This window comes from Calyptranema fuscum S582 (assembly GCF_055793305.1).
In genome coordinates this window covers 20,302-43,784 of the sequence record NZ_JBSLYH010000057.1, presented here as the reverse complement: position 1 = coordinate 43,784, position 23,483 = coordinate 20,302, and the positions used below count along the sequence as shown (strand labels likewise).

Sequence of the window (23,483 nt, the reverse complement as noted above, 5' to 3'; positions counted from 1 at the left end):
CTATATGGTGATTCTGTCTGATCTCACTGGCAAATTTTAAGCGCTGTATGGATTAATTTAGTCCAGTATTGTGGGGCGCGAAGCGCCCCACAATACTAATTAAGCGATACCTGATACCCATTTAAACGAAGCTTTGGGCACATCGAAGTTCAGAAGGGGCTTGGCACTGCCGAGCCCGTACAGATATCTGCCGTACTCCTAATTCAAACAAATTGGTATGACTTGGGATCAGAGGTCTTGATCCAACAGTTCAAGCGCTATATCCGTTGCCGTCCAGGCATCGTCGATCGCTTCAGCAATCACCGGATTGAGATAGCGAACCTCGTCAGCCAATTTAGATAGTTCATCCGCAAATTGAAGTAATCGTGCCTCGGCAACATGCTTGAGCTTTAATCGCCGGTTGATGTATTCCGGACTATGTCGTTTGGTCAACGCAATGCTGGGTAGATCAGAATAAATTTCCAGGTCATCCTCTGCGGTATCCTCTAACAAAGGATGAGATGCCTGCAAGACAAAACTCTGCACTTGACCGCCAATCTCTTCGGGGATAGCTTTATCGGTTTGTCGTCCTAGTTTCATAAATTTCCTTTCTAAAGCCTCTCTGGATGGGATTGACAGTTAGGGATGTAATTTTAAAATTCCCATCTTATCGATAAATTGTGCTTTCAGATACAGAAATTTGACGTAATTCTTAACTTTTTTACTGCATCGAACGGAACTGACTTGAAATCTCAATCTGGTTATTGGAAATTACGCCCTTACCTGCGCCCTCACCAACGGATTATTGTGCAGGCGTTACTCTGTACGTTGGTGTTTACCTCTGCATGGCCTGTCCTGGCATGGTTAGCCGGTAAACTATTAGGATTTTTGGTACAGGGTAAGGTTCTGGCATTAGCTCAACTTGCCGGAGTGGTGGCAGCGGTATTCTTCATCCAAAAATTTGCTCAGTATGGGCAAGATTCTTTAATGGCAAAGGCAGCATTGGCGATCGCTTTGGATCTACGCAAGCGAGTGTATGCCCATCTGCAAACGTTGGACTTGAGCTATTTTGAAAACGCCCAAACCGGGGATTTGTCTTACCGTTTGACCGAAGATATCGATCGCATTGGCGAAGTGGTCAACAAGGTATTTCATGACTTTACCCCGTGCGTCTTGCAACTGATTGTTGTCTTTGGCTACATGGTTTACCTCAATTGGCAACTGACGCTTGCCAGTTTGATTGTTGCGCCGCTGTTGGGATTTCTGATCAGTTGGTTTGGGGAACGCATTCTCCGGTTCTCTCGCCAGAGTCAAAATTTAGTGTCCGATTTATCGTCTCTGTTAACGGAAGCGTTTAGTGGTGTCCGTTTGATTCGTGCCTTTGCTGCGGAAGACTATGCCGTTGAACGCTTTAGTCAGGCAGCAGAACGAAATCGGCAGGCAAAGTATGCCGCCGCCTGGTTGAAAGCCGTTCAGTTTCCAGTGATTGGGTTTCTCTATGCACTGAGCGTATTGCTCTTACTGATGTTGGGGGGTTGGCAGATTGCTGCTGGGCATCTGACGGGGGAAGAGTTTGGCAGTTATGTGGCGGCAGTTGGCTTATTGATTGATCCGATCGCTCATTTAACCGATAACTACAACGAGTTCAAGCAGGGACAGGCCTCGGTCGATCGGATTTTTGAATTACTGGACGTGCAACCGGGTGTGCTTGAGCAAGCGGATGCGGTCAGTCTCCCCATTGTGACGGGAAAGGTCGAATATCGAGCAGTTAGCTTTAGCTATAAATCTGAGCAGCCTGTTTTACAAAACCTGAATTTGCTGGCATTTCCCGGAGAGGCGATCGCTTTAGTCGGTGCCTCTGGTGCTGGGAAAACAACATTGGTTAACTTGCTTCCTCGGTTTTATGATCCCCAATCTGGTCAAATTTTGATTGATGGGGTGGATATTCGGACGGTTACATTACACAGCCTGCGGCGACAAATTGGCATCGTTCCTCAGGATTCAATCTTGTTTTCAGGTACGATCGCTCAAAATATTGCGTTTGGGCAACAGCAGTTTGATCCAGCCCTGGTTCAAGCTGCCGCAAAGGTTGCTAATGCACACCAATTTATTAGCCAATTTCCAGAGGGTTATCAGACCTGGGTCGGCGAACGTGGGATCAATCTTTCTGGTGGGCAGCGTCAACGCATTGCGATCGCTCGTGCTGTCTTGCTTGATCCCCGAATTCTAATTTTGGATGAAGCGACCTCTGCTCTGGATTCTGAATCAGAAGCCCTGGTGCAAGAAGCTTTAGAACGACTCATGACAGGGCGAACTGTATTTATCATTGCCCATCGACTGGCTACCGTTCGTCGTGCCGATCGCATTTTGGTGATTGAGCAGGGGCAAGTGGTAGAGTCGGGAACCCATGCAGAACTGTTGGACAGGGGCGATCGCTATGCTCGTTTCTATGCCCAACAGTTTTCGTAAAAAATATAGCGCTTCGCACCGGAATAGATTTACGGGTGTTGTGAGAGAGCCTCGCTCCGCGAGGCTCTCTCACAACACCTTGTGCTTCACGCCTATTAAAAGAGTGGATGTTGCGCGCCCGCAGGGCGCGCAACATCCACTCTTTTAATCAGCATAAAAAATAGAGCCTGATCTAGGGGGCTTCTGTCGGAAGAGACTCCTTGTCCAGGCTGCTGGGTTCTTCTTCACCCTCCGGCACGACTGACTGAACTACAAAGGGTAAGTATGCTCCTTTCAACCCCTTTTTGATCCGCTCTGGTGTTTCGGGTAAGAGGACAAATAGCGGATGGGTTTCTTCAGCCCCTTCACTCAAGATGTGCTGATAGCGCCGGGGCATGATCCACTCATAGCCCTTATCCAGCCAGATTTGGGTTTGCCGCCAGCGGGCAAGCAAGTCTGACAGATCTTCTTGAGGGCGATGGATGAAGACAAAGATTTCAACCCCCGTCTTAATTTTCCATTCGGGATCGCACATCAAAATTGCTGTATCGCAAGGGAGGCGAATGATCTCGCCCGGTGGAATGGCACCCACCCCTGTGGCAACCGCTGAAATAGAGCTGCGAACCCGGACGATGGGAAATGCAATGGAAATCACACTCTCATCCGGACGCCGCATACTCGGAATCATTTCTAAATAAGGGCGAAATTCCTTTAACAGTGCGATCGCCCCGAGATGATCGCTATAACTGGCTAGCAATTCCTCATACTGAAACTGTTGTACAGGTTTCACAGACATTTTTCTCAGCTCTCTAGCGGGAGAATAGTGTTTCAAATTGCTGTGAATGCTATTTGATAGCGTCCATCACCTTAAACATGGGCAAATACATTGCCACAAGGATAGAACCGACCATCCCCCCCAACACCACGATCATAATGGGTTCCATAATACTCGTGAGGGCTTTAACGGCTTGTTCTACTTCATCTTCATAGAAATCAGCGACTTTCATCAGCATGGTGTCGATTTCCCCGGTTTCTTCACCAATACTAATCATCTGAATTGCCATGATCGGGAAGACTTGCTCCCGTTGCAGCGCAATACTGATCATGCCACCTGACTGAACTTCCTGGCGTGCTGCGTCTACCGCGTTAGCCACAACCTGGTTGCCAGCGGTATCTCGGACGATTTCTAAGGCGGTTAAAATGGGCACCCCAGAACGAGACAAAGAACCAAAAGTTCGGCAGAAACGAGCCGTCGCTGTTTTTTGAATCAAATCGCCAAACAGGGGCATTTTCAAATAAAAGCGATCGAGTGTTTCTCGCCCGACCCGCGTGCTGTAGTACTGCTTGTAAGCAAATACAAAGACGACAACAAAGCTCACCAGAATGATGGAATAAATCGGAGTTCTGAGCACCTTGCTGATCTGCAACATCATGGCTGTAAATGCAGGTAACTCAGCGTCTAGCTCATCAAAAATATTGGCGAAAATAGGCAGCAGGAAAATGGTCATGCCCAGGAAAACGGAAACGGCAATAAACCCGACCGCCATGGGATAAGTCATGGCTGACTTAATCTGGTTCTGTAAGCGCGCTACGTCTTCTAGCAGTTTCGCCAGACGATTCATCACCTCGTCCAGTACCCCCCCAACTTCTCCCGCCTGCACCATGCTGACATAAAGGTTGTCAAAGCACTTAGGATGCTTGCGCATGGCATCAGAGAGGTTCGTTCCCTGTTGCACATCAGAACTAATTTCTTGAAGTGCTTTTTTCAGTTTTGGGTTACTGCACTGGTCGGCTAAGACACCTAAGCCTCGAACCATTGCCACACCAGCGTTGATCAGCACCGCAAACTGACGAGAGAAGATGGCTTTGTCTTTAACCGTAACGCTGGTAAAAGAATTTTGGATTTCTTGCAGATCGAGGTTGTTGAGCGTTTCAACCAATCCTCGATCTTCGGTCAGATCTTGTACAAAAAGACCCCTCTCTCGTAGCGCTGTACGCGCCTCAGAAGGAGAGTCTGCGGTTATTTTTTGCCGTCTAGGATTGCCTTTAGAATCCCGAGCGCGAACAACATAGGTTGGCATAGCTCACCATTCATCCAATCGAAAAATCACTCAATTATCGTCCAGCCGGGACACCGGGTTTAGCTCCACCGGGCGCGGGTACGCCCCCAATTAACCGTTGGAATTCATCCGGTCGAGATGTTTTAGCCATCGCAGCTTCAAAGGAAATCAGCCCTTGTTTGTATTGATCTGCCAACACTTTTTCGAGGGTTTGCATACTCAATTTGCCACCCGTTTGAATGGCAGAGTAGATCTGAGAGGTCTTACCTTCTCGAATCAAGTTGGCGATCGCTGGCGTTACCACCATGATTTCCTGAGCCATGACTCGCCCATACTCTCCTGGTTTAACATTTTTCTTAGTGACCAGGGTTTGGCTAAACACTGCCACCAGTGAGTTAGAGAGCTGAACTCTGACCTGTTGTTGTCTTTCCGCAGGGAACACATCGACCATCCGATCGACTGTCTGAGAAGCAGAACTGGTATGCAACGTGCCCATGACTAAGTGACCCGTTTCAGCTGCTGAGATCGCCAGTGAAATCGTTTCCAAGTCCCGCATTTCACCCACTAGAATGATATCCGGATCTTCCCGCAAAGCAGCTCTTAAGGCATTGGCAAAGCTTTTGGTATCTTCTCCCAACTGGCGTTGGTGAATCACACTTTTGATCGGTTCGTAAACGAATTCAACCGGATCTTCGATGGTGAGAATGTGCTCCGCACGAGTCCGGTTAATCAGATCAATCATGGCTGCCAGAGTGGTTGTTTTTCCAGATCCGGTAGGTCCGGTGACTAGAATCAAACCCCTCGGCTTCTCAGCCATTTCCCGCACAATATCGGGTAAGCCCAATTTTTCGAAGCTAGGAATCTTAGAACTGAGAGCCCGTAAACAGGCGGCATAGGTGCCCCGTTCCTTGTACACATTGACCCGAAATCGAGCCAGCCCTTTAACTCCATAGGAACAGTCTAATTCCCAGGTTTGTTCCAGGTTTTTGCGCTGGGTATTGTTGAGCATGCTGAAAATCAGCCGTTGACATTGTTCTGCGGTCAGCGGCTCATCGCCAATGGGAGTGAGATGCCCACTCAGTCGGAAGTAGGGAGGCAACCCCGCAGATAGGTGCATATCCGAGCCACCCATCTCGATTAGTTGCTCCATCAAATCTTCAATCATCATCTCCATAACACAGTCTCTCCTTCAGCGATGTTCTAATCGATGTCTCAAGCTCTCGGTCGGTAAATGACTTCAGTTCCAAACTGTCCTGCGGTGATTTCCATTGCCCATCAAGCAAACTGGCGATCGCAGGCGTTAGTCTTGGAATCGAGGAGTCATACAGTATGGACAATCCATCCACTCTTGCTTTAACTCGGCACTACAGCATCGGCAGGTTAAGGATGTTTTCCGTTTGGCTTTCAGTTCTGCTTCCAGACCTGTGTCTGTAAAGGTAACCCGTTCTACTTCATCCAACGTGGTAGCCCCCTGGCGAACCAGGTTCAAACTGTAAGCCAGAAGGGTTTTCATGCCCTCTTCAACCGCTACCTCTTTAATCCGTTCAGTGGGTGCCCCTTCTGTAATCAAAGTCTGGATGGGTTCTGTGACTCGCATCACTTCATAAACCCCACATCGCCCTTTATAACCAATGCCTTTGCAGCTTGAGCAGAGGATATTCTTAGCTTTCGCTTCTTGGATTTGGTCAACCTGTAACGAATTGGCTTTATAGAAAATCACATCCGCATCCCTGGAAGCAGACAGCCCAAACCTTGCCATTTCTTCGGCGCTAGGGGTGTAAGGCATCCGACACTCGGCGCAGACCCGACGCATCAGCCGCTGTGCTAGGACACCAATCAAAGAACTGGAAACCATGAATGGCTCAATTCCCATTTCATCTAATCGAGCGACCGCACTAGCCGCATCGTTAGTGTGTAGCGTCGTTAACACTAAGTGTCCAGTCAGAGCGGCTTCAATTGCCGTCTTCGCGGTTTCCTTATCGCGCGTCTCACCCACCAGAATCACATCTGGATCTTGTCTCAAAAATGCTCTCAAAATCGAGGCAAAGTCCATCCCTTTTTCTCGAATGACTTGGACCTGCGTCAAACCCGGCAATGTATATTCAATCGGGTCTTCCGCCGTACTGATATTGACGCCTGGGTCATTCCGCTCTGCCAGTGCCGAGTAAAGAGTCGTCGTTTTCCCGGAACCCGTAGGTCCTGTTACCAGGATCAGACCAAACGGACGTGCCACCATGTCCTGTACGGTTCGCAGCGTGTCGGGGTCGGCGATCAACTTATCTAACCCCAACTGAGTTGCAGAGTTATCTAAGATTCGAAGACAGACTTTCTCACCGCAACGACTGGGAATCGTGTTGACCCGGAAGTCAATTTTACGCCCATCGTAAATTCGGCGAATCCGTCCATCTTGCGGCATTCTACGCTCAGCAATGTCCAGATTGGCGATGATTTTGAAACGAGCTGTAACGGCTGGAATGATTTTCTTGGGCAACCGCTCAAAGGCTTCTCGAAGTACCCCGTCTTTACGGAAGCGAATTCTCAGATCCTCTTCCTGTGGCTCAACGTGAATATCTGAAACCCCTTCTTGCAGGGCTTTGACCAGGATCTTGTTGACCAAAGCAATAACCGGCGCAGCTTCAGCATCTTGTAACGCCGCGTCTAAGTTGGCATCGGCATCATCGACGGCTTCTTCTAACTCAAGATACTCCAGCCCTTCTAGATCGGCTTTAACATCGACTTTAGATTGTTGATCCAGCTGTCGTTGTTGCTCTTGCTGCTCGTCAAGGTATTGGTTGATGATGCGCTGATAATCTTCCAGCGTGATCACCATCCGCTGGAGGGTCAGATTGTGTGGTCGAAGAATTCGATTGAGATCGTCTTGTGCCGATAGATCATCGGGATCGACCATTGCCACCAGCAATGCCGGTGGATCAGATTCAGTTCGGGCTAAGGGCACCAGGCGACAGCGACGACAGACATCTACTGGGATCAATGTATTGATCAACAATCCCACCTGCGCTGTGGAGATTTGCCCCATTTCGGGATCAAGCGATTCCACACCATAGAGAATTTTTAGCTCAAACAACTGCTGCTTCTTGTACTGACGCAACAGGTCAGGGGGCAGCAACTTTCCAGTAATCTGTTCGAGTACCTCTGTGAGGGGTCTACCCGACTTACGGCTTTCGACCAGTGCTTGAGACATCTTCTCGTTGTCGATATATCCAGCCGCAATCAATTTATTGCTGAACGGCGAGAAATTTTGATGAATGACTAAGGCGCGACGCTGTGAGGGGGGATTAGCCATAGCTGGATGCCAAGAGTTTCCTTGAAGTAGTTTAGAGTGTGCCCAGAATTGCTGAAATAGTTACAGAGATTGGCGTAGATGGTTCTGAAAGAGTGAGTAGATGGGAAAACGGTCGAGTTGAGACGATCTCGAATCTAGTTGCCTGAAAATATAAAACCCAAAGGCGTAAATCGGAAGCAAGAAATAATAATTTTTATTAAAAGTTTTGAAAATTCAGTTCGCGATCGCAAGGTAGCTTGATCTTAATACTGCTTTTCATAATTTAGGATCCCAGCTTCATTAAGCTGTACTTCTTTTTGAGAGAGCGGTGGCGAAGCCACCGCTCTCTCAAAAAGAATTGGGCTTTATTAAACCCACGAGCCTTATGGTTTTGACAAAACCAAGGAGAGACTACAACACAGGAAGTTTACGCTTACACACGTCCAAATCTAACTCCTGTGTATAACAACACAGACATCCTCTCTGCTCAGAAACGTTACGTTTCGTTACTTTGGCTCAAGCTTGCAGGCTAGATACGTAGATGCGGGCAAAAAACAGGAAGGGTATACCTGAGCCTTTTAATCAGTGTAGGGTTGGGTCGCAATAGTCGAGTTCTTAAGCTATTTCCAAAAATCATAGCCTGTGTTGAGTGGATTGACAGGGTATTCAACGATATCCATTACGAAGCGCACAAATCGCACACCAATATAAAGGCACGCAAAGATACTTTCCTGCTAGAAGACACAATTAAACGTTTTATAACGGGGTGCAGGGGTTCCACCCCTGCGCAGCCCCAAGAGGGGGTTCTACCCCCTCCACCCCCTCTAAAACTTTTAAGTTGGTGTACTAGATAGTGAAATCTTCGCTTGAAAGAGGTATCCTTTCGGAGAAGTTAGGTTAGAGTAGCTAAAATCTTAAACTGGACAATCGCTCTTATCTATTGGGGCAATTCTGCGGCAATTCAGATCTATTGGGGCAATTCAGACAATAATTTTCGTGCTTTCCACACTAGGATAGTTCCTACAGTCCAATGGTTTGTTGCAAAATGAGTGGAAGTCAATAGTTAAAGGATGCTCAGGAAGCAATGACTGATGTTTCGGAGGATTTGGAGAAGATGATGAATGAAACACCTTCTGCGGAAGTAGTGTCTGCTGAAACTGAGGTGGAAGAGAATTCAGATATGGGCTCAGAGACTGCCCCCATCGTCGATCAGACCGGCGAAAATGCTGAGACGGTTACTCCAGATTTGCCTCTGGATGACATTTCAGAAGAGGATCAATCTGAAGGTGGGATCGATTATCAGGCGGCGGTTAGAGAGCTGACTCGTACAATTGAGTCTCTCAAAACTCAACTGGACGATCGAACCAACCAGTACATGAGAATTTCGGCTGATTTTGATAACTTCCGTAAACGCACCCAAAAAGAGAAAGAAGATTTGGAAGTGCAAATCAAGTGCAATACGGTGGTTGCGTTGTTGCCTGTGGTAGACAACTTTGAGCGGGCGCGATCGCAGATCAAGCCGCAGACCGACTCAGAAATGAACATTCACAAGAGTTATCAGGGTGTATATAAAGACTTTGTCGATCGTCTGAAACGCATTGGTGTAGCACCCATGCGGGCGGAAGGCAAAGAATTTGATCCCAATCTGCATGAGGCAGTCATGCGAGAGCAAACCAGTGAACATCCCGAAGGAAGCGTGATTGAAGAGCTGGTTCGGGGGTATCTATTAGGCGATCGCGTTCTTCGCCACGCAATGGTGAAAGTTGCAGCGGCTCCAGATCCAACGTCTGAGGTTGAAGATAGCAATCCAAGTACTACGGAATCCTGAACGGTTAGTTTTGATACACATAATCCCTGAGGTTGTAGAAAATGACTGGTTTGAAGTAAAGATTTTGGGTTAGATTGATCAAATTCCCGAGCAACTGCGGAATACTTGCTAGAAATGAGTTCAATATTTCTTCATCTGCTGTACTCATTCACTTGAATACGTACGTTCACGACCGCTAATTATGGGAAAAGTCATCGGTATTGACCTGGGCACGACGAATAGCTGTGTTGCTGTCTTGGAAGGCGGTCAATCAGTAGTTATCGCCAATTCTGAGGGAGGACGCACCACCCCCAGTATCGTGGGGTTTGGTAAGACAGGTGAACGCCTGGTAGGGCAATTGGCTAAGCGTCAAGCTGTAACCAATGCCGAAAACACGGTGTTCAGTATCAAGCGTTTTATAGGACGACGGTGGGACGACACAGTAGACGAGCGTAGTCGGGTTCCCTATGGCTGTGTCAGAGGGAAAGACGATACTGTAGACGTTCAAATCCGTGGTCGGGTCTATACACCCCAAGAAATTTCGGCAATGATCTTGCAGAAGTTAAAGCAAGATGCCGAAAATTATTTGGGCGAAACGGTCACTCAAGCTGTGATTACCGTCCCAGCGTATTTTACCGATGCCCAACGGCAGGCAACCAAAGATGCGGGTACTATTGCCGGTCTTGAGGTTCTGCGGATTATTAATGAGCCGACGGCGGCTGCATTATCCTACGGTCTGGATAAACAAGATCAGGAACAATGTGTACTGGTTTTCGACTTGGGCGGCGGCACGTTTGATGTCTCGATTCTGCAATTGGGTGACGGTGTATTTGAAGTCAAAGCAACCTCTGGCAACAACCACCTGGGGGGAGACGACTTTGACAATGTTCTGGTGCGCTGGCTGACGGATGTTTTCCGAACCCAAGAAGGGGTCGATCTTTCTGCGGACAAAATGGCACTCCAACGTCTCCGAGAAGCGGCAGAAAAAGCCAAGATTGAACTCTCCACGATGTTGACGACGACCATTAATCTCCCGTTTATCACAGCGGATGAGACGGGACCCAAACATCTAGAGATGGAGATGTCTCGTGCCAAGTTTGAAGAATTGGTTGGGCATTTGGTTCAAAGTACGATTGAGCCTGTAGCGCAAGCGTTGAAAGATAGCGGGCTGAGTCCTGACCAGATCGACCGGATCATTCTAGTTGGCGGTTCTACCAGAATTCCGGCTGTCCAAGAAGCAATTCGTCAATATTTTGGGGGCAAGCAGCCCGATCGCTCGGTTAACCCTGACGAAGCTGTTGCTCTGGGGGCAGCGATTCAAGCCGGTGTATTGGGCGGCGAAGTGAAAGATATCCTGCTGTTGGATGTCACGCCGCTGTCGTTGGGAATTGAAACGCTGGGCGAAGTCTTTACTCGCATTATCGAGCGCAATACCACCATACCAACCACCAAGGGGCAAACCTTCTCGACGGCAACTGATGGGCAAACCTCTGTTGAGATCCATGTCTTGCAGGGTGAGCGGGCAATGGCAAAAGATAACAAGAGCCTTGGAAAATTCCAGCTCACTGGAATTCCGCCAGCTCCTAGAGGGGTGCCTCAAATTGAAGTATCGTTTGAAATTGACGCCAACGGTATTCTCAAAGTCTCTGCTCGCGATAAAGGTACGGGACGTCAGCAAAGTATTGAAATTCGTGATACTGGAGGTCTGAGCGGTACTGAGATTGAGCGGATGCGACAGGAAGCAGAAGTGTATGCCGAGGATGACCAACGGCGTAAGCAACTGGTCGAGCTACAAAATCAGGCAGAAACCCTGTTTTATAGCTATGAAGAAACGTTGCGTAACAATGCTCACTTGCTGGATGAGGGGATGAAAGACAGTGTGGCTGAGCGAGCGGCTGAGTTGAGAGCGGCGATCGCCAACCGCAATAAAACCTCCATCGAAGAAATGCAACAGCGCTATGATGCCCTCCAACAAGCATTATTCGAAATTGGCTCGTTGTTATACCAGCAGACCAGTACAGATAACCCTGACTATGCCTATTCTGTTGATTCTGCCTCAGAAGGATGGGCAAATGGTCATGCCGGAACCGAACCCGATGGGGGTTTGGAGGAAGATTACAGTTTCGACAATGATGAAACCGTTACTGCCGATTACGAGGCAGTGGACTAGTTTAGGATATAGGGTAGGAATGTAAGGGTTCTTAAGCTAAGGTTTCATGGTGTCATGTAGACCCACGGTTTTGAACCCAAGCTTTGTACCCAAGGTGTCCATTACCTCTCACCCAAAAATATCGCTCTATGGCTCGTGATTACTATGAAGTTCTCGGTGTCTCTCGTAGTGCAGACAAAGAGGAAATTAAGCGCGCTTACCGTCGGCTAGCTCGCAAGTATCACCCTGACGTCAACAAAGAAGAAGGGGCTGAAGAGCGATTTAAAGAAATTAATCGCGCTTACGAAGTGCTCTCAGAACCAGAAATTCGGGCTCGCTACGATCGGTTTGGAGAAGCGGGCGTTAGTTCTGGGGCGGGTCCCAATCCGCAGGACTTTAGCGACTTAGGTGGCTTCGCTGATATTTTTGAGAGTTTCTTTAGTGGCTTCTCGGGTGGCATGGGTCAGCAAGTCCGTCGTCGTAGCGGTCCCGTCAGGGGTGACGATTTGCGTCTGGATCTGAAGTTAGACTTTCGTGAAGCCGTATTTGGTGGCGAGAAAGAGATCCGCATTAGCCATTTAGAAACCTGCACCACATGCAGCGGTTCTGGAGCAAAACCTGGAACTCGCCCACGTACCTGTCCAACCTGTTCCGGCTCAGGTCAAGTTCGTCGAGCCACGCGCACGCCCTTTGGCAGTTTCACCCAAGTTTCGGTGTGTCCGACCTGCAATGGCGGCGGACAGGTGATCGAAGACAAATGTGATGTCTGTAGCGGTAGTGGGCAACGGCAGGAAGCCAAGAAACTCAAGATCAATATTCCGGCTGGTGTCGATAATGGAACCCGTTTGCGCGTATCTGGGGAAGGCGATGCCGGACAACGGAGTGGACCGCCGGGGGATCTGTATGTCTATCTCTTTGTCAACGAAGATGCTGAGTTTCAACGAGATGGGATCAATATTCTATCAGAGCTTAAAATTAGCTATTTGCAGGCAATTCTGGGCTGCCGCTTAGAGGTGAATACGGTAGATGGACCTGCTGAATTATTAATTTCTCCGGGGACTCAGCCGAATACAGTATTAACCTTAGAAAATCACGGTGTCCCACGGCTAGGTAATCCGGTTAGCCGGGGCGATCATTTAATCACAGTTCTGATTGATATCCCGACTAAGATTGCGCCTGAAGAGCGAGAATTGCTGGAGAAGCTGGCTAAGATCCGGGGCGATCGCATTGGTAAAGGAGGCGGTATTGAGGGGTTTCTAGGAGGATTATTCCGAGGATGAAGCCTACAGAAGCCGTTACTGTCCATCCCGATGCCGCCGCGCATTTAGACCTGCGAGGAACGCCCTGTCCGATCAACTTTGTGCGAACCAAATTGCGGCTGGAGAAAATGACGCCTGGTACCTTACTGGAGGTCTGGCTTGATCCGGGAGAGCCGATCGAGCAAGTGCCTGACAGTTTAAAGATGTCGGGGTACGCCGTAGAAAGTATTGAAGATCATCACGCCTTTTTTGCCTTAAGAGTCCGTCATCCTTTCACAGAAGGTCATTCTGAATGTTAAGTTGTGAGCTTTAAAACCAGAGTGATGAGTGCAGATTTAGAGCCTTCGCTCAAGGTGCAGATTCCGGATTTCACAACTCTGACAGGCACTGTGTTGTCAGTGCAGGCGAATTATTATTGGGTGCAGCTTGACCCTGAAACGCTACCAGAAGGTGCAAGGGCAATTTCATCGCTTCTTTGCACCCGGCGATCGCGGCTCAAAAAAATTGGGCAGCAAGTCATGGTGGGCGATCGCGTCCAAATTGAGGAGCCTGACTGGGATGGTGGGCGAGGGGCGATCGTGCAGGTGGCTCCGCGTCGTACCGAGCTTGATCGTCCACCCATTGCCAATGCCGATCAAATTTTGCTGGTATTTGCCCTGGCAGAACCCGATTTAGACCCGTTTCAGCTGAGTCATTTTCTGATCAAAGCAGAATCAACGGGGATATCGGTGGCGCTCTGTTTGAATAAAAGCGATCTGGTTTCAGATGCCGTGCAGCACGATTGGAGTCATCGCCTGGAGCAGTGGGGCTATTCTCCTCTGATTGTCAGTCTTGAACACAATCAAGGTCTCCATCAGCTAGAAGCCCAGTTAGACCAACGCATTACAATTGTGTCGGGACCTTCCGGCGTGGGTAAGTCAAGTTTGATTAACCATCTGATTCCCAAAATCGATTTGAGAGTTGGGGCTGTGTCGGGCAAGCTGGGGCGGGGACGGCATACCACGCGCCACGTTGAGTTATTTGAGCTGCCCATGGGTGGGTTGTTAGCCGATACGCCTGGGTTTAACCAGCCCGACCTCGATTGTTTGCCAGGAGAATTAGCCGATTATTTTCCGGAGATTGGGCAACGGTTAGCCGAGGGTCAGTGTCAATTTAGCGATTGTTTGCATCGGGATGAACCCAATTGCGCGGTTCGTGGCGACTGGGAGCGTTATGAGCACTATTTACGGTTTTTGAGCGAGGCGATCGCTCGTCAGGATGCTCAAGACCAGACGGGGGATGCTGAGTCTACAACCAAGATGAAAATTGGGCGAGAAGGACAGATTCAATCGGAACCCAAGCTAGAAAGCAAGAAATATCGGCGTCCGTCGCGGCGTACCGAAAAGCAGGCGCTTCAAGACCTTTGCCATGATATTGGGGACTTGATGGCAAAAGATGAGGCAGATCTGTAAACCAATATAGGCATAGCAATTTTCAGTTACGTGAAATACGAGTTTTTGAGTGAGAGCCTCGCTCTGCGAGGCTCTCACTCAAAAACTGGAATCTCTTATTCGTAATCTTGTTCGACTCGTCCGACGCCTGTGCCGGGATAATAATTACTTAAAATTTGTTGGTAGGAATATCCCTGCTCTGCCAGGTTGAGTGCGCCCAGTTGGCTCATGCCCCGACCTTGAAATGCTTCTGCAACAATATCATCAGAGGCAGCATAGAGCGACTCGACAATGCCTCCCCGATAACTCACAAATTCTCCGGCTGTGTCGTCTACGGCTTGATTGGTTCTGGCTGCTTCTCGTTCGATGCCGCGATACACCTGGTAGCGTTCGGTTGCGCCTAAGTGATAGAGGTCGTTGGCAGGTCGAAAATAGTACGTCAGTGCATAGGAACGGGCAGCGACGGCTTGCGCTTTGAGCGCTTCCATATCCCAACTGGGAGAGACTTCGCTACCAACGACACTGTAGAGGTACTGCCGCATATTGACGTAATTGACTGCCCAGAGCCGTCCTGACTCAGCTGCCAGTAATAACTGCCCCCGATATTCGCGATCGCCCAGTCGAAAGGTGCTTGTCGGTGGAATTTCTATCCAGACAACGGATGGTAAGTTCCAGGACCCCAAGGCGATCGCATTTCCCTGTGCCTGGACGGTGTAATGTTCTCCGGCAGCGAGAGACCGTAAACTTTGACCATTGCGATCGCGCAAATTAGCTCCCCCAGCGCTGCTAAAGGTTGTAGAAGGAACCCCTACGGCGATCGCCACATGCATCTCGATCGAGGCATCAATGGTGGGCATTGAGGCATGAAATTCTTCGATTGCCTGTTGGTTGGCAGCCTGTTGGGCAGCCGTTAGCGGTGGTGTGGCAGCAGAGGGACTGACAGATGGCGTCGTGGAAGGTTGTCCTGGGCGGGAAGAAAGGTGGGGGACGATTCCTGCCAGGGGCACTGAAGTAGAGGCGATCGCGGATGGAGTCGGTGTGGGTGAGGCTGGAGAAGGACGATCGCCTGGGGTAACAGGTGAGGCTGAGGCTGAGGGAGGGGTGGCTGGGATAACGGTCTCAACCTGTTGCCGTTGCCGCTCCAAAAAAATGCCGCCGACGATGACAACGCCGATCAGGGGAATCCCTAACCCAAGATAACGGTTTAGCCATGAAGGATATGGTCGTTTTAGCATTTCAACCCATTGCAAAGACTTAAGGTGCCCCTATTGCATTCTGACGTAGGATCATGGATTTGATAAAGTTCACCGCTGGTTGAAAGCGCCACAGCTCTCTCAACCAGAATGGCAGACGAATTAACGAGTCATTCTTAATAGATTTAGTTGCAGCGAATCAAAATGTAACAGATTGCAACATATAATTTTAATGTGAACTGAGTGTCAAAACTTTTTCAAGGGTAATCACATTACATGCGAGTTGCGATCGCTGGAGCAGGGTTAGCAGGGCTATCTTGCGCAAAATACTTGGTTGATGCAGGGCATACCCCCATCGTCTTAGAACGTCGCGATGTCTTGGGCGGTAAGGTCGCTGCCTGGAAAGATGAAGATGGCGACTGGTATGAAACCGGGCTGCATATTTTCTTTGGCGCTTATCCCAATGTCCTTCAGCTGTTCAAAGAGCTGGGCATTGAGGATCGGTTGCAGTGGAAAGAGCACAGCATGATTATGAATCAGCCGGATCATCCGGGGGTCTATTCCCGCTTTGATTTCCCTGATATTCCGGCACCCTGGAACGGCATTGCGGCAATTTTGCGCAACAATGACATGCTCACCTGGGAGGAAAAGATCAAATTTGGGCTGGGGCTAATCCCGGTGATGCTGCGCGGGCAAGCCTATGTCGAAGAGATGGATCGCTACTCCTGGACAGAGTGGTTGCAAAAACATGGCATTCCCGAACGGGTGAATGAAGAAGTCTTCATTGCTATGTCTAAATCGTTAAATTTTATTGGCCCGGATGAAATTTCTTCAACGGTGATCCTGACTGCCATGAATCGCTTCTTGCAGGAGCGCTACGGTTCAAAAATGGCATTTTTGGATGGTTCACCCACAGAACGCCTCTGTCAGCCGATGGTGGACTATATTACCGAACGCGGGGGTGAGGTGCGGTTAAATGCACCTTTAAAAGAAATCTTGCTGAACGATGACCAATCGGTACGCGGATTTTTGTTGCGCGGTTTAGACGACGCAGAGGATGAGGTGCTGACGGCAGATTTATATGTGTCAGCGATGCCCGTTGACCCGTTGAAAGTCATGCTGCCGACCCCCTGGCGAGAGCAGAGCTACTTCAAACAGCTGGATGGGTTGGAAGGGGTGCCCGTGATTAATTTGCATCTCTGGTTCGATCGCAAACTCACCGATATCGATCACTTATTATTTTCGCGATCGCCGTTGCTGAGTGTTTATGCCGACATGAGCAACACCTGCCGCGAATATGCCGACCCCAATCGATCGATGTTGGAATTGGTTTTAGCGCCCGCAAAAGATTGGATTAGTAAATCAGACGAAGAGATTATTGCAGCAACTATGGTAGAACTGGAAAAGCTATTTCCAGAACACTTCACAGGAGACAACACTGCCACACTGTTGAAGTCTAAAGTTGTGAAAACACCGCGCTCCGTTTATAAAGCGGTACCCGGTTGTCAGCAATACCGTCCCTCACAAGTAACGCCCATTCCTAACTTTTTCCTGGCAGGTGACTTTACGATGCAGCGTTATCTAGCAAGTATGGAGGGAGCTGTCCTTTCGGGTAAGCTAGCCGCTCAGGCAATTAGCGATCGCCAAAACACGACAGGCTCCTCAGCAACCGCGACAGGGCAATCTAACCCCAAGTTAGAAGATTTACAGCCTTCAGTTCGTTGAGTGACTTGACCAAGCGATCCCTAACCTGAAAAGCTGATAGCTGATGGTGAATCGCTAACATCTCACAAGTACCCCCCATCTGCAACGGAATGCTGCAATTGCCTGAATCTCCTCGTATCCTTTCCCTGGCGTCCCTGGAAGACTCCTATGAGCTTTGTCGTCAAGTGACGGCAATGTACTCTAAGACCTTTTATGTGGGCACGCTCCTGATGCCAGAAGCCAAGCGTCGGGCTATCTGGGCTATTTATGTTTGGTGTCGTCGCACCGATGAGCTGGTTGATGGACCGAAAGCAGAATTTACGACTGATGCCACTCTCAATGAGTGGGAGGAAAACCTGGAATCAATTTTTGCAGGTCATCCTCTGGACGATGTGGATGTCGCATTGGTCGATACGCTAGAGCGTTTTCCGATTGACATTCAGCCTTTTCGGGACATGATCGCAGGTCAGCGCATGGATCTGTACCGGAGTCGCTATGAAACCTTTGAGGAACTGGAGCTATATTGCTACCGGGTGGCAGGTACGGTGGGGCTGATGTCGGCGGCAGTGATGGGGGTTGCGACCAACAACACCAGGGCACCGTGGGAACAAAACCAGGGTGAAATTGACCCGACTCAAGAGGCGATCGCCCTTGGCGTTGCCAATCAGTTAACCAATATTTTGCGGGATGTTGGGGAAGACGCTCGCCGTGGGCGCATCTACATTCCCCAAGCCGATCTGCAACTGTTTAACTATACCGAAGCCGACCTGTTGGCGGGTGTGGTAGACGATCGCTGGTGCGAGCTGATGCGGTTTCAGATCCAACGGGCGCGAAAGTTTTACACCGAGGCAGAAAGAGGCATTCGCCAGCTCAGCCAAGATGCTCGATTCCCCGTTTGGGCAGCACTGATGCTCTATCGCGGCATTTTAGATGTGATTGAGCAAAATCAGTATGACGTCTTCCGGCAGCGAGCCTATGTTCCAGGCTGGCGCAAAATGCTGTGTCTGCCGATGGCAAAACTGTGTGCCGAAGTGCTTTAGCGCTGCCCGATGCGAATTGCCTGAACAATATTGGAAAAATCATCGGTCCAGGGCTGCTGATTGACATCGATGGCAATAGGATGCCAGCGGGGATCAGCTTGTAATGCCCCAAAATCTTCTGGCTGCCGTGCCAAGATGACCCAGTGAGAGGGTGCTTTGCCGACAGCTCGATCGGCGTCTGAGACATCCGTTTCAAATTGTGCCAGGGTTGCCAGGTTCAGGTGATGGGCGATCGCCCCTAAAACGGGTTCTAATTCTAAAAACCGATTGGTGATATTGACGACCAGCAAACCGCGATCGCTCAATTTCTCAAAATACAGTTGAATCGCGTCCTGGGTAATGAGATGCAGTGGGATGGAATCGGAACTGAAGGCATCCATAAATAGCCAATCGTAGGATGAGTTGGGGATCTGGGCGATCGCCAAGCGACCATCTCCCACCACTAGATCAATCGCTGCCCGACTGTCTTGTAGGAACGTGAAATAGTCCGGATCAGTGGCAATTTTGACCGCTAGGGGATCGATTTCATAAAACGTCCACTGTTGGTTCGCCTGAGCATACGTTGCCAGCGTGCCTACCCCCAAGCCCAAAACTCCAATCCGATCGGGAGGCGTATCGGCAAATGCCTGAAACAATTGCCCCACAGGTCCCGTGCGAGTGAAATAGGTAAGCGGTTCGTTACGCCGATCGGGATCGAGGCTTTGCTCGCCGTGCAGGGTCGTGCCATGTAAGAGGCTGTGGTAGCCCCCCGACTGGGTTGGGCTGAGCACTCGATACACGCCAAAAAAGCTGCGATCGCTGAGCAATACGTCTGCCCCGCCCCCTACCGAAAATTGGTGGAGTAAGCCAATCAAAACGATGCCTACCCCTGCCATCCACCAGTGCCCTCGGAAAGCATACCGTAGCCCCAGTAATAGGGCGATCGCCAATCCTAATCCCATCCACTGTTCCGGTCGCCAATCGGCACTAAACCCAACCAGCAATCCGCCGCCCAACAGTCCTAAACTCAGGGGTAACGTTAACCGCAACCGGAAACTACCGATTCGCGTGTCTGCAAAAAGGGGGGTTTGTAAGAGCAATAGACTCAGGAGCAAAATCAGCGGATATTCCAGCACACTGGGATAAAGGATGGGAGCAGCGATCGCATTCAACCAGCCACCCAAGACCCCACCCAGGGCAATCCAAAAATAAAACAGCGTGAGATGTTGAGGATCGGGACGGCTCCGCGCCAATTCACTATGACAGATACCGGCAACGAGCAATAAACCCAACAGATGCAAAGGCAAAATGAGCCAGATAGGTTGCACAATTCGCAGCAAAAACAGTAGGCAGAGGGCGGTTAATAGCAGCGGTTGTAGCAAGATCAGTAATGTATGGGGAAGCCGCGATCGCGGCGCAAAGGTGAGGATAAAGGTGAGCAGATAAATCATCAGCGGCACTGCCCAAAGCAACGGAACAGCCGCTAAATCGGTCGTGATATAGGTCGTGACCCCCAGCAGCAAACTGGAGGGTAGAAAGGCAAGCACGACCCATTGCAGTTGCTGTTGACCCGTGGGGGCGTTCTCAAGGGATGGTTGGTCAAACGTGGGATCGGGAGCATTGGCAGAGGCAGGCGATCGCCACACATACACGGCACAACTCAACACCAGCACTATCAACACACCATAGGCGATCGCCCATAGTTGGCTTTGTTGGGTTAACGAGAGGGTGGGTTCCAACCCCAGCGGATAGCAAACCAGCCCCAGCAAACTCCCCAAATTACTTGCGGCGTAGAGAAAATAGGGATCTTTGCCCGCCACGCTAGGCGTTTGAGCTAGCCATTTTTGCAACAGGGGAGCCGTGGTGGAAACGACGAAAAACGGCAACCCCACAGAGACGCTCAATAAGCCCAACAGCCACAGGACGGGAATCGTGTCTGCTGAGGGCATCCAACCCGGAGCAGGAGCAATCGGTAAGACCAGCAGCGTCACCAGCAGCAGACCGATATGAAAGACGGCTTGATGACGGATCTTCCAGCTCGTGGTAGCCACGTGAGAATAGCCATAACCCAGCAGCAGCACTGCCTGAAAAAAGAATAAGCACGTATTCCAGACGGCGGGTGAGCCACCCAACAAGGGCAGAATCATTTTGCCCACCATCAGCTGCACCCAAAACAGCAAAAACGCACTGCCCAACAGCGTTGTAGAGAATAGGAAGAGCAACTGCCATGTCCTTAACGTTGAGTGTAAAAACCTCTAAATGTAACTCATTCTGTAGCTAGATGGCAATCCCCTGCTAAGAATGCGAAGCTATAGGTATAGCAGTTGCTTGAGATGTTTGGATGAGGAATAAGGTGCGCTAAACCTTCTTGTTACTGACCTCAATGGCGATCGCTGACCGGGCTACACAGTTGCTTACCGTTGATAACGGAGGAGCGAAAAATGAAACGAATGTTACTTACGTCGATTGCTCTGATTGCACCGCTATTCATTGCAACTAGCGTCCGAGCCGAAAACCCAACCCAAGTGCAGCAACTTCTGGAAACGGGTGCTTGCCCAAGCTGTGACTTGACAGGAGCTAATCTAAATGACGCGCATTTGATTGGCGCTGACCTGCGAAACGCGGATTTGACGGGTGCTACGCTGATCAATTCGAATCTGGAAGGTGCGGATCTAACGGGTGCAAACCTGAGTCAGGCAGATTTGACGGGTGCATTTGCCACGAATGCTGTGTTTGACTACGCCAACTTGACAAATGCCGACCTGACCAATGCGCAGATGTACTACGCCAGCACCACAGAAACCGTCCTGACCGGCGTTGAGCTAAGTGGGGCACAAGTTCTGGGTAGCGATATCAACGTGGGTGGCGACTGACGACAGTTACCGTTGGAATCGAAATGCTTCGATAGATTGGGCAGTGAGAAAGACTCCCAAGATAATATAGCTGCCAAATAAAACCAGGCTACTGGTGTCTAGAACCCCCTGAGTCAGGTTGGTGTAATGCTTGATCAATGACAGGTGTCCTAAGGCGTCGCCAAAGGTGCCGCCCACGGCATTGGCAATGCTATCGATCATCCAGAGGGTCAGCATCGACGAAAAGGTCAGGATGGCAGCCAGGATTGTACTATCTGTCAGGGACGAGATGAACATTCCTCCAGACAGCACACCAGCTGCCATCAAGATCAAAGCCATATGACCCATGAATAAGACCGGCAGTTGGAAAGGTGGATCTGAGGCACGTAGGGCGATCGCCTCATACACCATTAATGGCAAGACCATCGTGGCAAAAAAAGTGACGACCCCAAGCAACTTCCCTACTGCCACTGCCCAGTTGGTAATGGGTGAGGTTGCCAGGAGTTCTAACGTACCCCGCTTGCGTTCTTCGGTATACAGCCCCATCGATAGCATTGGCAAAACGAAGAGGGACAGCGATCCTAAAATGCCTAAGAAAATGCTGATGAATTGGTAAGGAACATCGACCGGAGGCTCTGTGATTCCCATTTGATCGCGTAAAGCAACCTGGGCGATCAACCCTTGAGGTCCTAATAAAATTGCCACAAAGAAAAAACCAGCCAATAGCCAAAAAATACCAGCAATGATGTACGCAAAGGGAGAGGCAAAATAGCTCTGAAGTTCTTTGCGGTAAATTGCCAAAATATTGCCAAGAATGATTCGCATTTAAACTCCTTCCCCTTCAGACGACTTGATTTCTTGCGGCTGGATCTCTTGCTGGTGCTCTGGACTGGCTAAATCATTAGATAAATCAGGTGCTTCAGCCTCAGGGGTGTCACCGTTATCCGACTCTATAGTTTTTTCTTCCGTGGTCAGTTCCAAGAACACATCTTCTAGACTGCCCTGGCTCCGCCGCATTTCATATAACCCCAGCCCAGCCCCGATTACCATGGCTGAGATCTCTCGTCCAAGGTCAACTCCCGCCTCCAGCTCGATCTTGACGCGATAGTGCCCATCTGGGCGATCGGGAGCCGACTGGGTGTCTATCATGCGAATGCTGTGTAACCCTTGCAATCGTTGTTTCAACGGTTCGAAGTCTCCCACGACTTCCAACTCATAGCGCACCCCTCCCCCAACCAGTTGGTTAACCAGTTCCTCTGGCGTATTCGTTGCCACTACCTGCCCTTTGTTGATGATGGCAACTCGGTTACACGTCATGCTGGCTTCTGGCAGAATATGGGTTGAGAGGATAATGGTATGTTCCCCTGCCAGACTCTTGATCAGATTGCGGACATCGATGATTTGTCGCGGGTCTAAGCCCACCGTCGGTTCGTCCAAAATGATGGCGGGCGGGTCGTGGACGATCGCCTGGGCAATGCCAACCCGCTGGCGAAAGCCTTTTGATAATTTGCGAATCAGAACATTATGCTTTTCGAGTAAGTTGCAGCGTTTTAGCGCAGACTCAACCCGTCCGGGGCGATCGCCTGCCGATATGCCTTTAATCTGAGCCACAAACTGGAGAAATCCGGCAACGGTCATCTCCGGATACAGGGGCGGTGTTTCGGGTAAATAGCCAATGCTTTGCCGAACTGCCATTGAGTCTTCATGCACATCAAAGCCAGCAATGCGAGCCGTACCTGTGGTTGCAGGCAAATACCCACTCAAAATTCGCATCGTTGTTGTTTTTCCGGCTCCGTTGGGTCCCAGAAATCCTAAAATTTCGCCTTTCTCAACCGAAAATGTTACATCCTGGATTGCTGTTGTGGAGCCGTAGGTTTTGCTGAGATGTTCGACTTCAATCATGGTTTGTTTTTAGAAACGCAATGTTCCTGACCAAAATGTTTCTGACTAAGTGTTCCTGACCACCTGATGAATTGTAGCCAAAACAATGGCAGTTTCGTCAAAGGGATGATATGGAGAAGGGGCGATCGCCTGTCCAATCACCATCACCTTAGGATCACACGTTAAATAACCTGTCATTCTTTTTGAGAGAGCGACGGCGGAGCCGTCGCTCTCTCAAAAAGAATTGGGTTTTATTAAATCCACGATTCTCAGGAATCTGCTAGTTAACACCCCTCGCTCACCCCATTAAGGTACTTGACGCCATTTCGACTTGTCTGTTAGGTTTAGCAATATCAAGCCAGTCAACTCTACACGACAAAAAACGCCAAAGCTTTATGTTCCAGTCAGCACTCTATTTT

The 23,483-nt window shown here is 49.6% G+C and carries 19 protein-coding genes; 9 read left to right on the top strand and 10 right to left on the bottom strand.

The genetic code is table 11. The annotated features are described in order from the left end of the window. Window positions 1-228: 228 nt before the first annotated feature. Window positions 229-579 (bottom strand): hypothetical protein, encoded by a 351-nt coding sequence (locus ACR6Z4_RS27395; RefSeq protein ID WP_479720517.1) that lies wholly within the window; start codon window positions 577-579, stop codon window positions 229-231. A 144-nt stretch (window positions 580-723) separates the two neighbouring features. Here ACR6Z4_RS27395 and ACR6Z4_RS27390 point away from each other — a divergent pair, with 144 nt between their 5' ends. Then, window positions 724-2,448 (top strand): ABC transporter ATP-binding protein, encoded by a 1,725-nt coding sequence (locus ACR6Z4_RS27390; RefSeq protein WP_479720516.1) that lies wholly within the window; start codon window positions 724-726, stop codon window positions 2,446-2,448. Window positions 2,449-2,620: 172 nt separating this feature from the next. Here ACR6Z4_RS27390 and ACR6Z4_RS27385 read toward each other — a convergent pair whose 3' ends face one another. From ACR6Z4_RS27385 to ACR6Z4_RS27370, 4 genes are all read right to left on the bottom strand, one after another. Then, window positions 2,621-3,223, bottom strand: coding sequence for a hypothetical protein (locus ACR6Z4_RS27385; protein WP_479720515.1), 603 nt, complete (start codon window positions 3,221-3,223; stop codon window positions 2,621-2,623). Between the two features lie 49 nt (window positions 3,224-3,272). Then, window positions 3,273-4,508 carry a type II secretion system F family protein gene (locus ACR6Z4_RS27380; RefSeq protein WP_479720514.1) on the bottom strand — a complete coding sequence of 412 codons (1,236 nt, stop codon included), beginning with the start codon at window positions 4,506-4,508 and terminating at the stop codon, window positions 3,273-3,275. A 34-nt stretch (window positions 4,509-4,542) separates the two neighbouring features. Beyond that, window positions 4,543-5,661, bottom strand: coding sequence for a type IV pilus twitching motility protein PilT (locus ACR6Z4_RS27375; protein ID WP_479720513.1), 1,119 nt, complete (start codon window positions 5,659-5,661; stop codon window positions 4,543-4,545). A 126-nt stretch (window positions 5,662-5,787) separates the two neighbouring features. Continuing rightward, the gene (locus ACR6Z4_RS27370) at window positions 5,788-7,791 is read right to left on the bottom strand and encodes a GspE/PulE family protein (RefSeq protein ID WP_479720512.1); all 2,004 of its coding nucleotides are present in this window, start codon (window positions 7,789-7,791) and stop codon (window positions 5,788-5,790) included. A 1,063-nt stretch (window positions 7,792-8,854) separates the two neighbouring features. Between ACR6Z4_RS27370 and grpE the strand changes: the two genes are divergently transcribed. From grpE to rsgA, 5 genes are all read left to right on the top strand, one after another. After that, window positions 8,855-9,598: a nucleotide exchange factor GrpE gene (gene grpE / locus ACR6Z4_RS27365; RefSeq protein WP_479720511.1), complete on the top strand. Its 744-nt coding sequence runs from the start codon at window positions 8,855-8,857 to the stop codon at window positions 9,596-9,598. 181 nt (window positions 9,599-9,779) lie between these two features. Then, a complete protein-coding gene (gene dnaK, locus ACR6Z4_RS27360) occupies window positions 9,780-11,747 on the top strand; it encodes a molecular chaperone DnaK (protein ID WP_479720510.1) in 1,968 nt (655 codons plus the stop codon). A gap of 128 nt (window positions 11,748-11,875) precedes the next feature. Beyond that, the gene (gene dnaJ / locus ACR6Z4_RS27355) at window positions 11,876-13,006 is read left to right on the top strand and encodes a molecular chaperone DnaJ (RefSeq protein WP_479720509.1); all 1,131 of its coding nucleotides are present in this window, start codon (window positions 11,876-11,878) and stop codon (window positions 13,004-13,006) included. Next, window positions 13,003-13,284, top strand: a complete 282-nt coding sequence (locus ACR6Z4_RS27350) for a sulfurtransferase TusA family protein (protein WP_479720508.1) — start codon at window positions 13,003-13,005, stop codon at window positions 13,282-13,284. The genes dnaJ and ACR6Z4_RS27350 overlap by 4 nt, the downstream gene beginning before the upstream one ends. Window positions 13,285-13,308: 24 nt before the next feature. Further along, window positions 13,309-14,436 (top strand): small ribosomal subunit biogenesis GTPase RsgA, encoded by a 1,128-nt coding sequence (gene rsgA / locus ACR6Z4_RS27345; protein ID WP_479720507.1) that lies wholly within the window; start codon window positions 13,309-13,311, stop codon window positions 14,434-14,436. Between the two features lie 95 nt (window positions 14,437-14,531). Here the strand turns inward: rsgA and ACR6Z4_RS27340 are convergent, their stop codons facing one another. Beyond that, window positions 14,532-15,650 carry a SpoIID/LytB domain-containing protein gene (locus ACR6Z4_RS27340; RefSeq protein ID WP_479720506.1) on the bottom strand — a complete coding sequence of 373 codons (1,119 nt, stop codon included), beginning with the start codon at window positions 15,648-15,650 and terminating at the stop codon, window positions 14,532-14,534. 234 nt (window positions 15,651-15,884) lie between these two features. Between ACR6Z4_RS27340 and pds the strand changes: the two genes are divergently transcribed. Then, window positions 15,885-17,333, top strand: a complete 1,449-nt coding sequence (gene pds, locus ACR6Z4_RS27335) for a 15-cis-phytoene desaturase (RefSeq protein ID WP_479720505.1) — start codon at window positions 15,885-15,887, stop codon at window positions 17,331-17,333. An 89-nt stretch (window positions 17,334-17,422) separates the two neighbouring features. Next, window positions 17,423-18,352, top strand: a complete 930-nt coding sequence (gene crtB, locus ACR6Z4_RS27330; RefSeq protein WP_479720504.1) for a 15-cis-phytoene synthase CrtB — start codon at window positions 17,423-17,425, stop codon at window positions 18,350-18,352. Here the strand turns inward: crtB and ACR6Z4_RS27325 are convergent. Next, window positions 18,349-20,553 (bottom strand): spermidine synthase, encoded by a 2,205-nt coding sequence (locus tag ACR6Z4_RS27325; protein ID WP_479720503.1) that lies wholly within the window; start codon window positions 20,551-20,553, stop codon window positions 18,349-18,351. The genes crtB and ACR6Z4_RS27325 overlap by 4 nt on opposite strands. A 219-nt stretch (window positions 20,554-20,772) precedes the next feature. On the opposite strand from ACR6Z4_RS27325, the gene ACR6Z4_RS27320 reads away from it, so the two are divergent. Continuing rightward, window positions 20,773-21,204, top strand: coding sequence for a pentapeptide repeat-containing protein (locus tag ACR6Z4_RS27320; protein ID WP_479720502.1), 432 nt, complete (start codon window positions 20,773-20,775; stop codon window positions 21,202-21,204). A 6-nt stretch (window positions 21,205-21,210) separates the two neighbouring features. On the opposite strand, the gene ACR6Z4_RS27315 is transcribed toward ACR6Z4_RS27320, so the two are convergent. From ACR6Z4_RS27315 to ACR6Z4_RS27305, 3 genes are read right to left on the bottom strand one after another with little or no spacing between them, the layout of a single operon-like run. Further along, window positions 21,211-22,008, bottom strand: coding sequence for an ABC transporter permease (locus ACR6Z4_RS27315; RefSeq protein WP_479720501.1), 798 nt, complete (start codon window positions 22,006-22,008; stop codon window positions 21,211-21,213). Then, window positions 22,009-23,085 carry an ABC transporter ATP-binding protein gene (locus ACR6Z4_RS27310; protein ID WP_479720500.1) on the bottom strand — a complete coding sequence of 359 codons (1,077 nt, stop codon included), beginning with the start codon at window positions 23,083-23,085 and terminating at the stop codon, window positions 22,009-22,011. A 45-nt stretch (window positions 23,086-23,130) separates the two neighbouring features. Continuing rightward, window positions 23,131-23,262 carry a hypothetical protein gene (locus ACR6Z4_RS27305; RefSeq protein ID WP_479720499.1) on the bottom strand — a complete coding sequence of 44 codons (132 nt, stop codon included), beginning with the start codon at window positions 23,260-23,262 and terminating at the stop codon, window positions 23,131-23,133. Window positions 23,263-23,483: the final 221 nt, after the last annotated feature.

Excerpts from the sequence above, each read along its gene's own strand:
- ACR6Z4_RS27310 (WP_479720500.1), bottom strand. The coding sequence starts at position 23,085 with ATGATTGAAGTCGAACATCTCAGCAAAACCTACGGCTCCACAACAGCA.
- ACR6Z4_RS27375 (WP_479720513.1), bottom strand. The coding sequence starts at position 5,661 with ATGGAGATGATGATTGAAGATTTGATGGAGCAACTAATCGAGATGGGT.
- grpE (WP_479720511.1), top strand. The coding sequence starts at position 8,855 with ATGACTGATGTTTCGGAGGATTTGGAGAAGATGATGAATGAAACACCT.
- ACR6Z4_RS27305 (WP_479720499.1), bottom strand. The coding sequence starts at position 23,262 with ATGACAGGTTATTTAACGTGTGATCCTAAGGTGATGGTGATTGGACAG.
- ACR6Z4_RS27370 (WP_479720512.1), bottom strand. The coding sequence starts at position 7,791 with ATGGCTAATCCCCCCTCACAGCGTCGCGCCTTAGTCATTCATCAAAAT.
- ACR6Z4_RS27380 (WP_479720514.1), bottom strand. The coding sequence starts at position 4,508 with ATGCCAACCTATGTTGTTCGCGCTCGGGATTCTAAAGGCAATCCTAGA.
- ACR6Z4_RS27350 (WP_479720508.1), top strand. The coding sequence starts at position 13,003 with ATGAAGCCTACAGAAGCCGTTACTGTCCATCCCGATGCCGCCGCGCAT.
- ACR6Z4_RS27320 (WP_479720502.1), top strand. The coding sequence starts at position 20,773 with ATGAAACGAATGTTACTTACGTCGATTGCTCTGATTGCACCGCTATTC.
- pds (WP_479720505.1), top strand. The coding sequence starts at position 15,885 with ATGCGAGTTGCGATCGCTGGAGCAGGGTTAGCAGGGCTATCTTGCGCA.
- dnaJ (WP_479720509.1), top strand. The coding sequence starts at position 11,876 with ATGGCTCGTGATTACTATGAAGTTCTCGGTGTCTCTCGTAGTGCAGAC.
- rsgA (WP_479720507.1), top strand. The coding sequence starts at position 13,309 with ATGAGTGCAGATTTAGAGCCTTCGCTCAAGGTGCAGATTCCGGATTTC.
- dnaK (WP_479720510.1), top strand. The coding sequence starts at position 9,780 with ATGGGAAAAGTCATCGGTATTGACCTGGGCACGACGAATAGCTGTGTT.
- crtB (WP_479720504.1), top strand. The coding sequence starts at position 17,423 with ATGCTGCAATTGCCTGAATCTCCTCGTATCCTTTCCCTGGCGTCCCTG.
- ACR6Z4_RS27315 (WP_479720501.1), bottom strand. The coding sequence starts at position 22,008 with ATGCGAATCATTCTTGGCAATATTTTGGCAATTTACCGCAAAGAACTT.
- ACR6Z4_RS27385 (WP_479720515.1), bottom strand. The coding sequence starts at position 3,223 with ATGTCTGTGAAACCTGTACAACAGTTTCAGTATGAGGAATTGCTAGCC.
- ACR6Z4_RS27340 (WP_479720506.1), bottom strand. The coding sequence starts at position 15,650 with ATGCTAAAACGACCATATCCTTCATGGCTAAACCGTTATCTTGGGTTA.
- ACR6Z4_RS27395 (WP_479720517.1), bottom strand. The coding sequence starts at position 579 with ATGAAACTAGGACGACAAACCGATAAAGCTATCCCCGAAGAGATTGGC.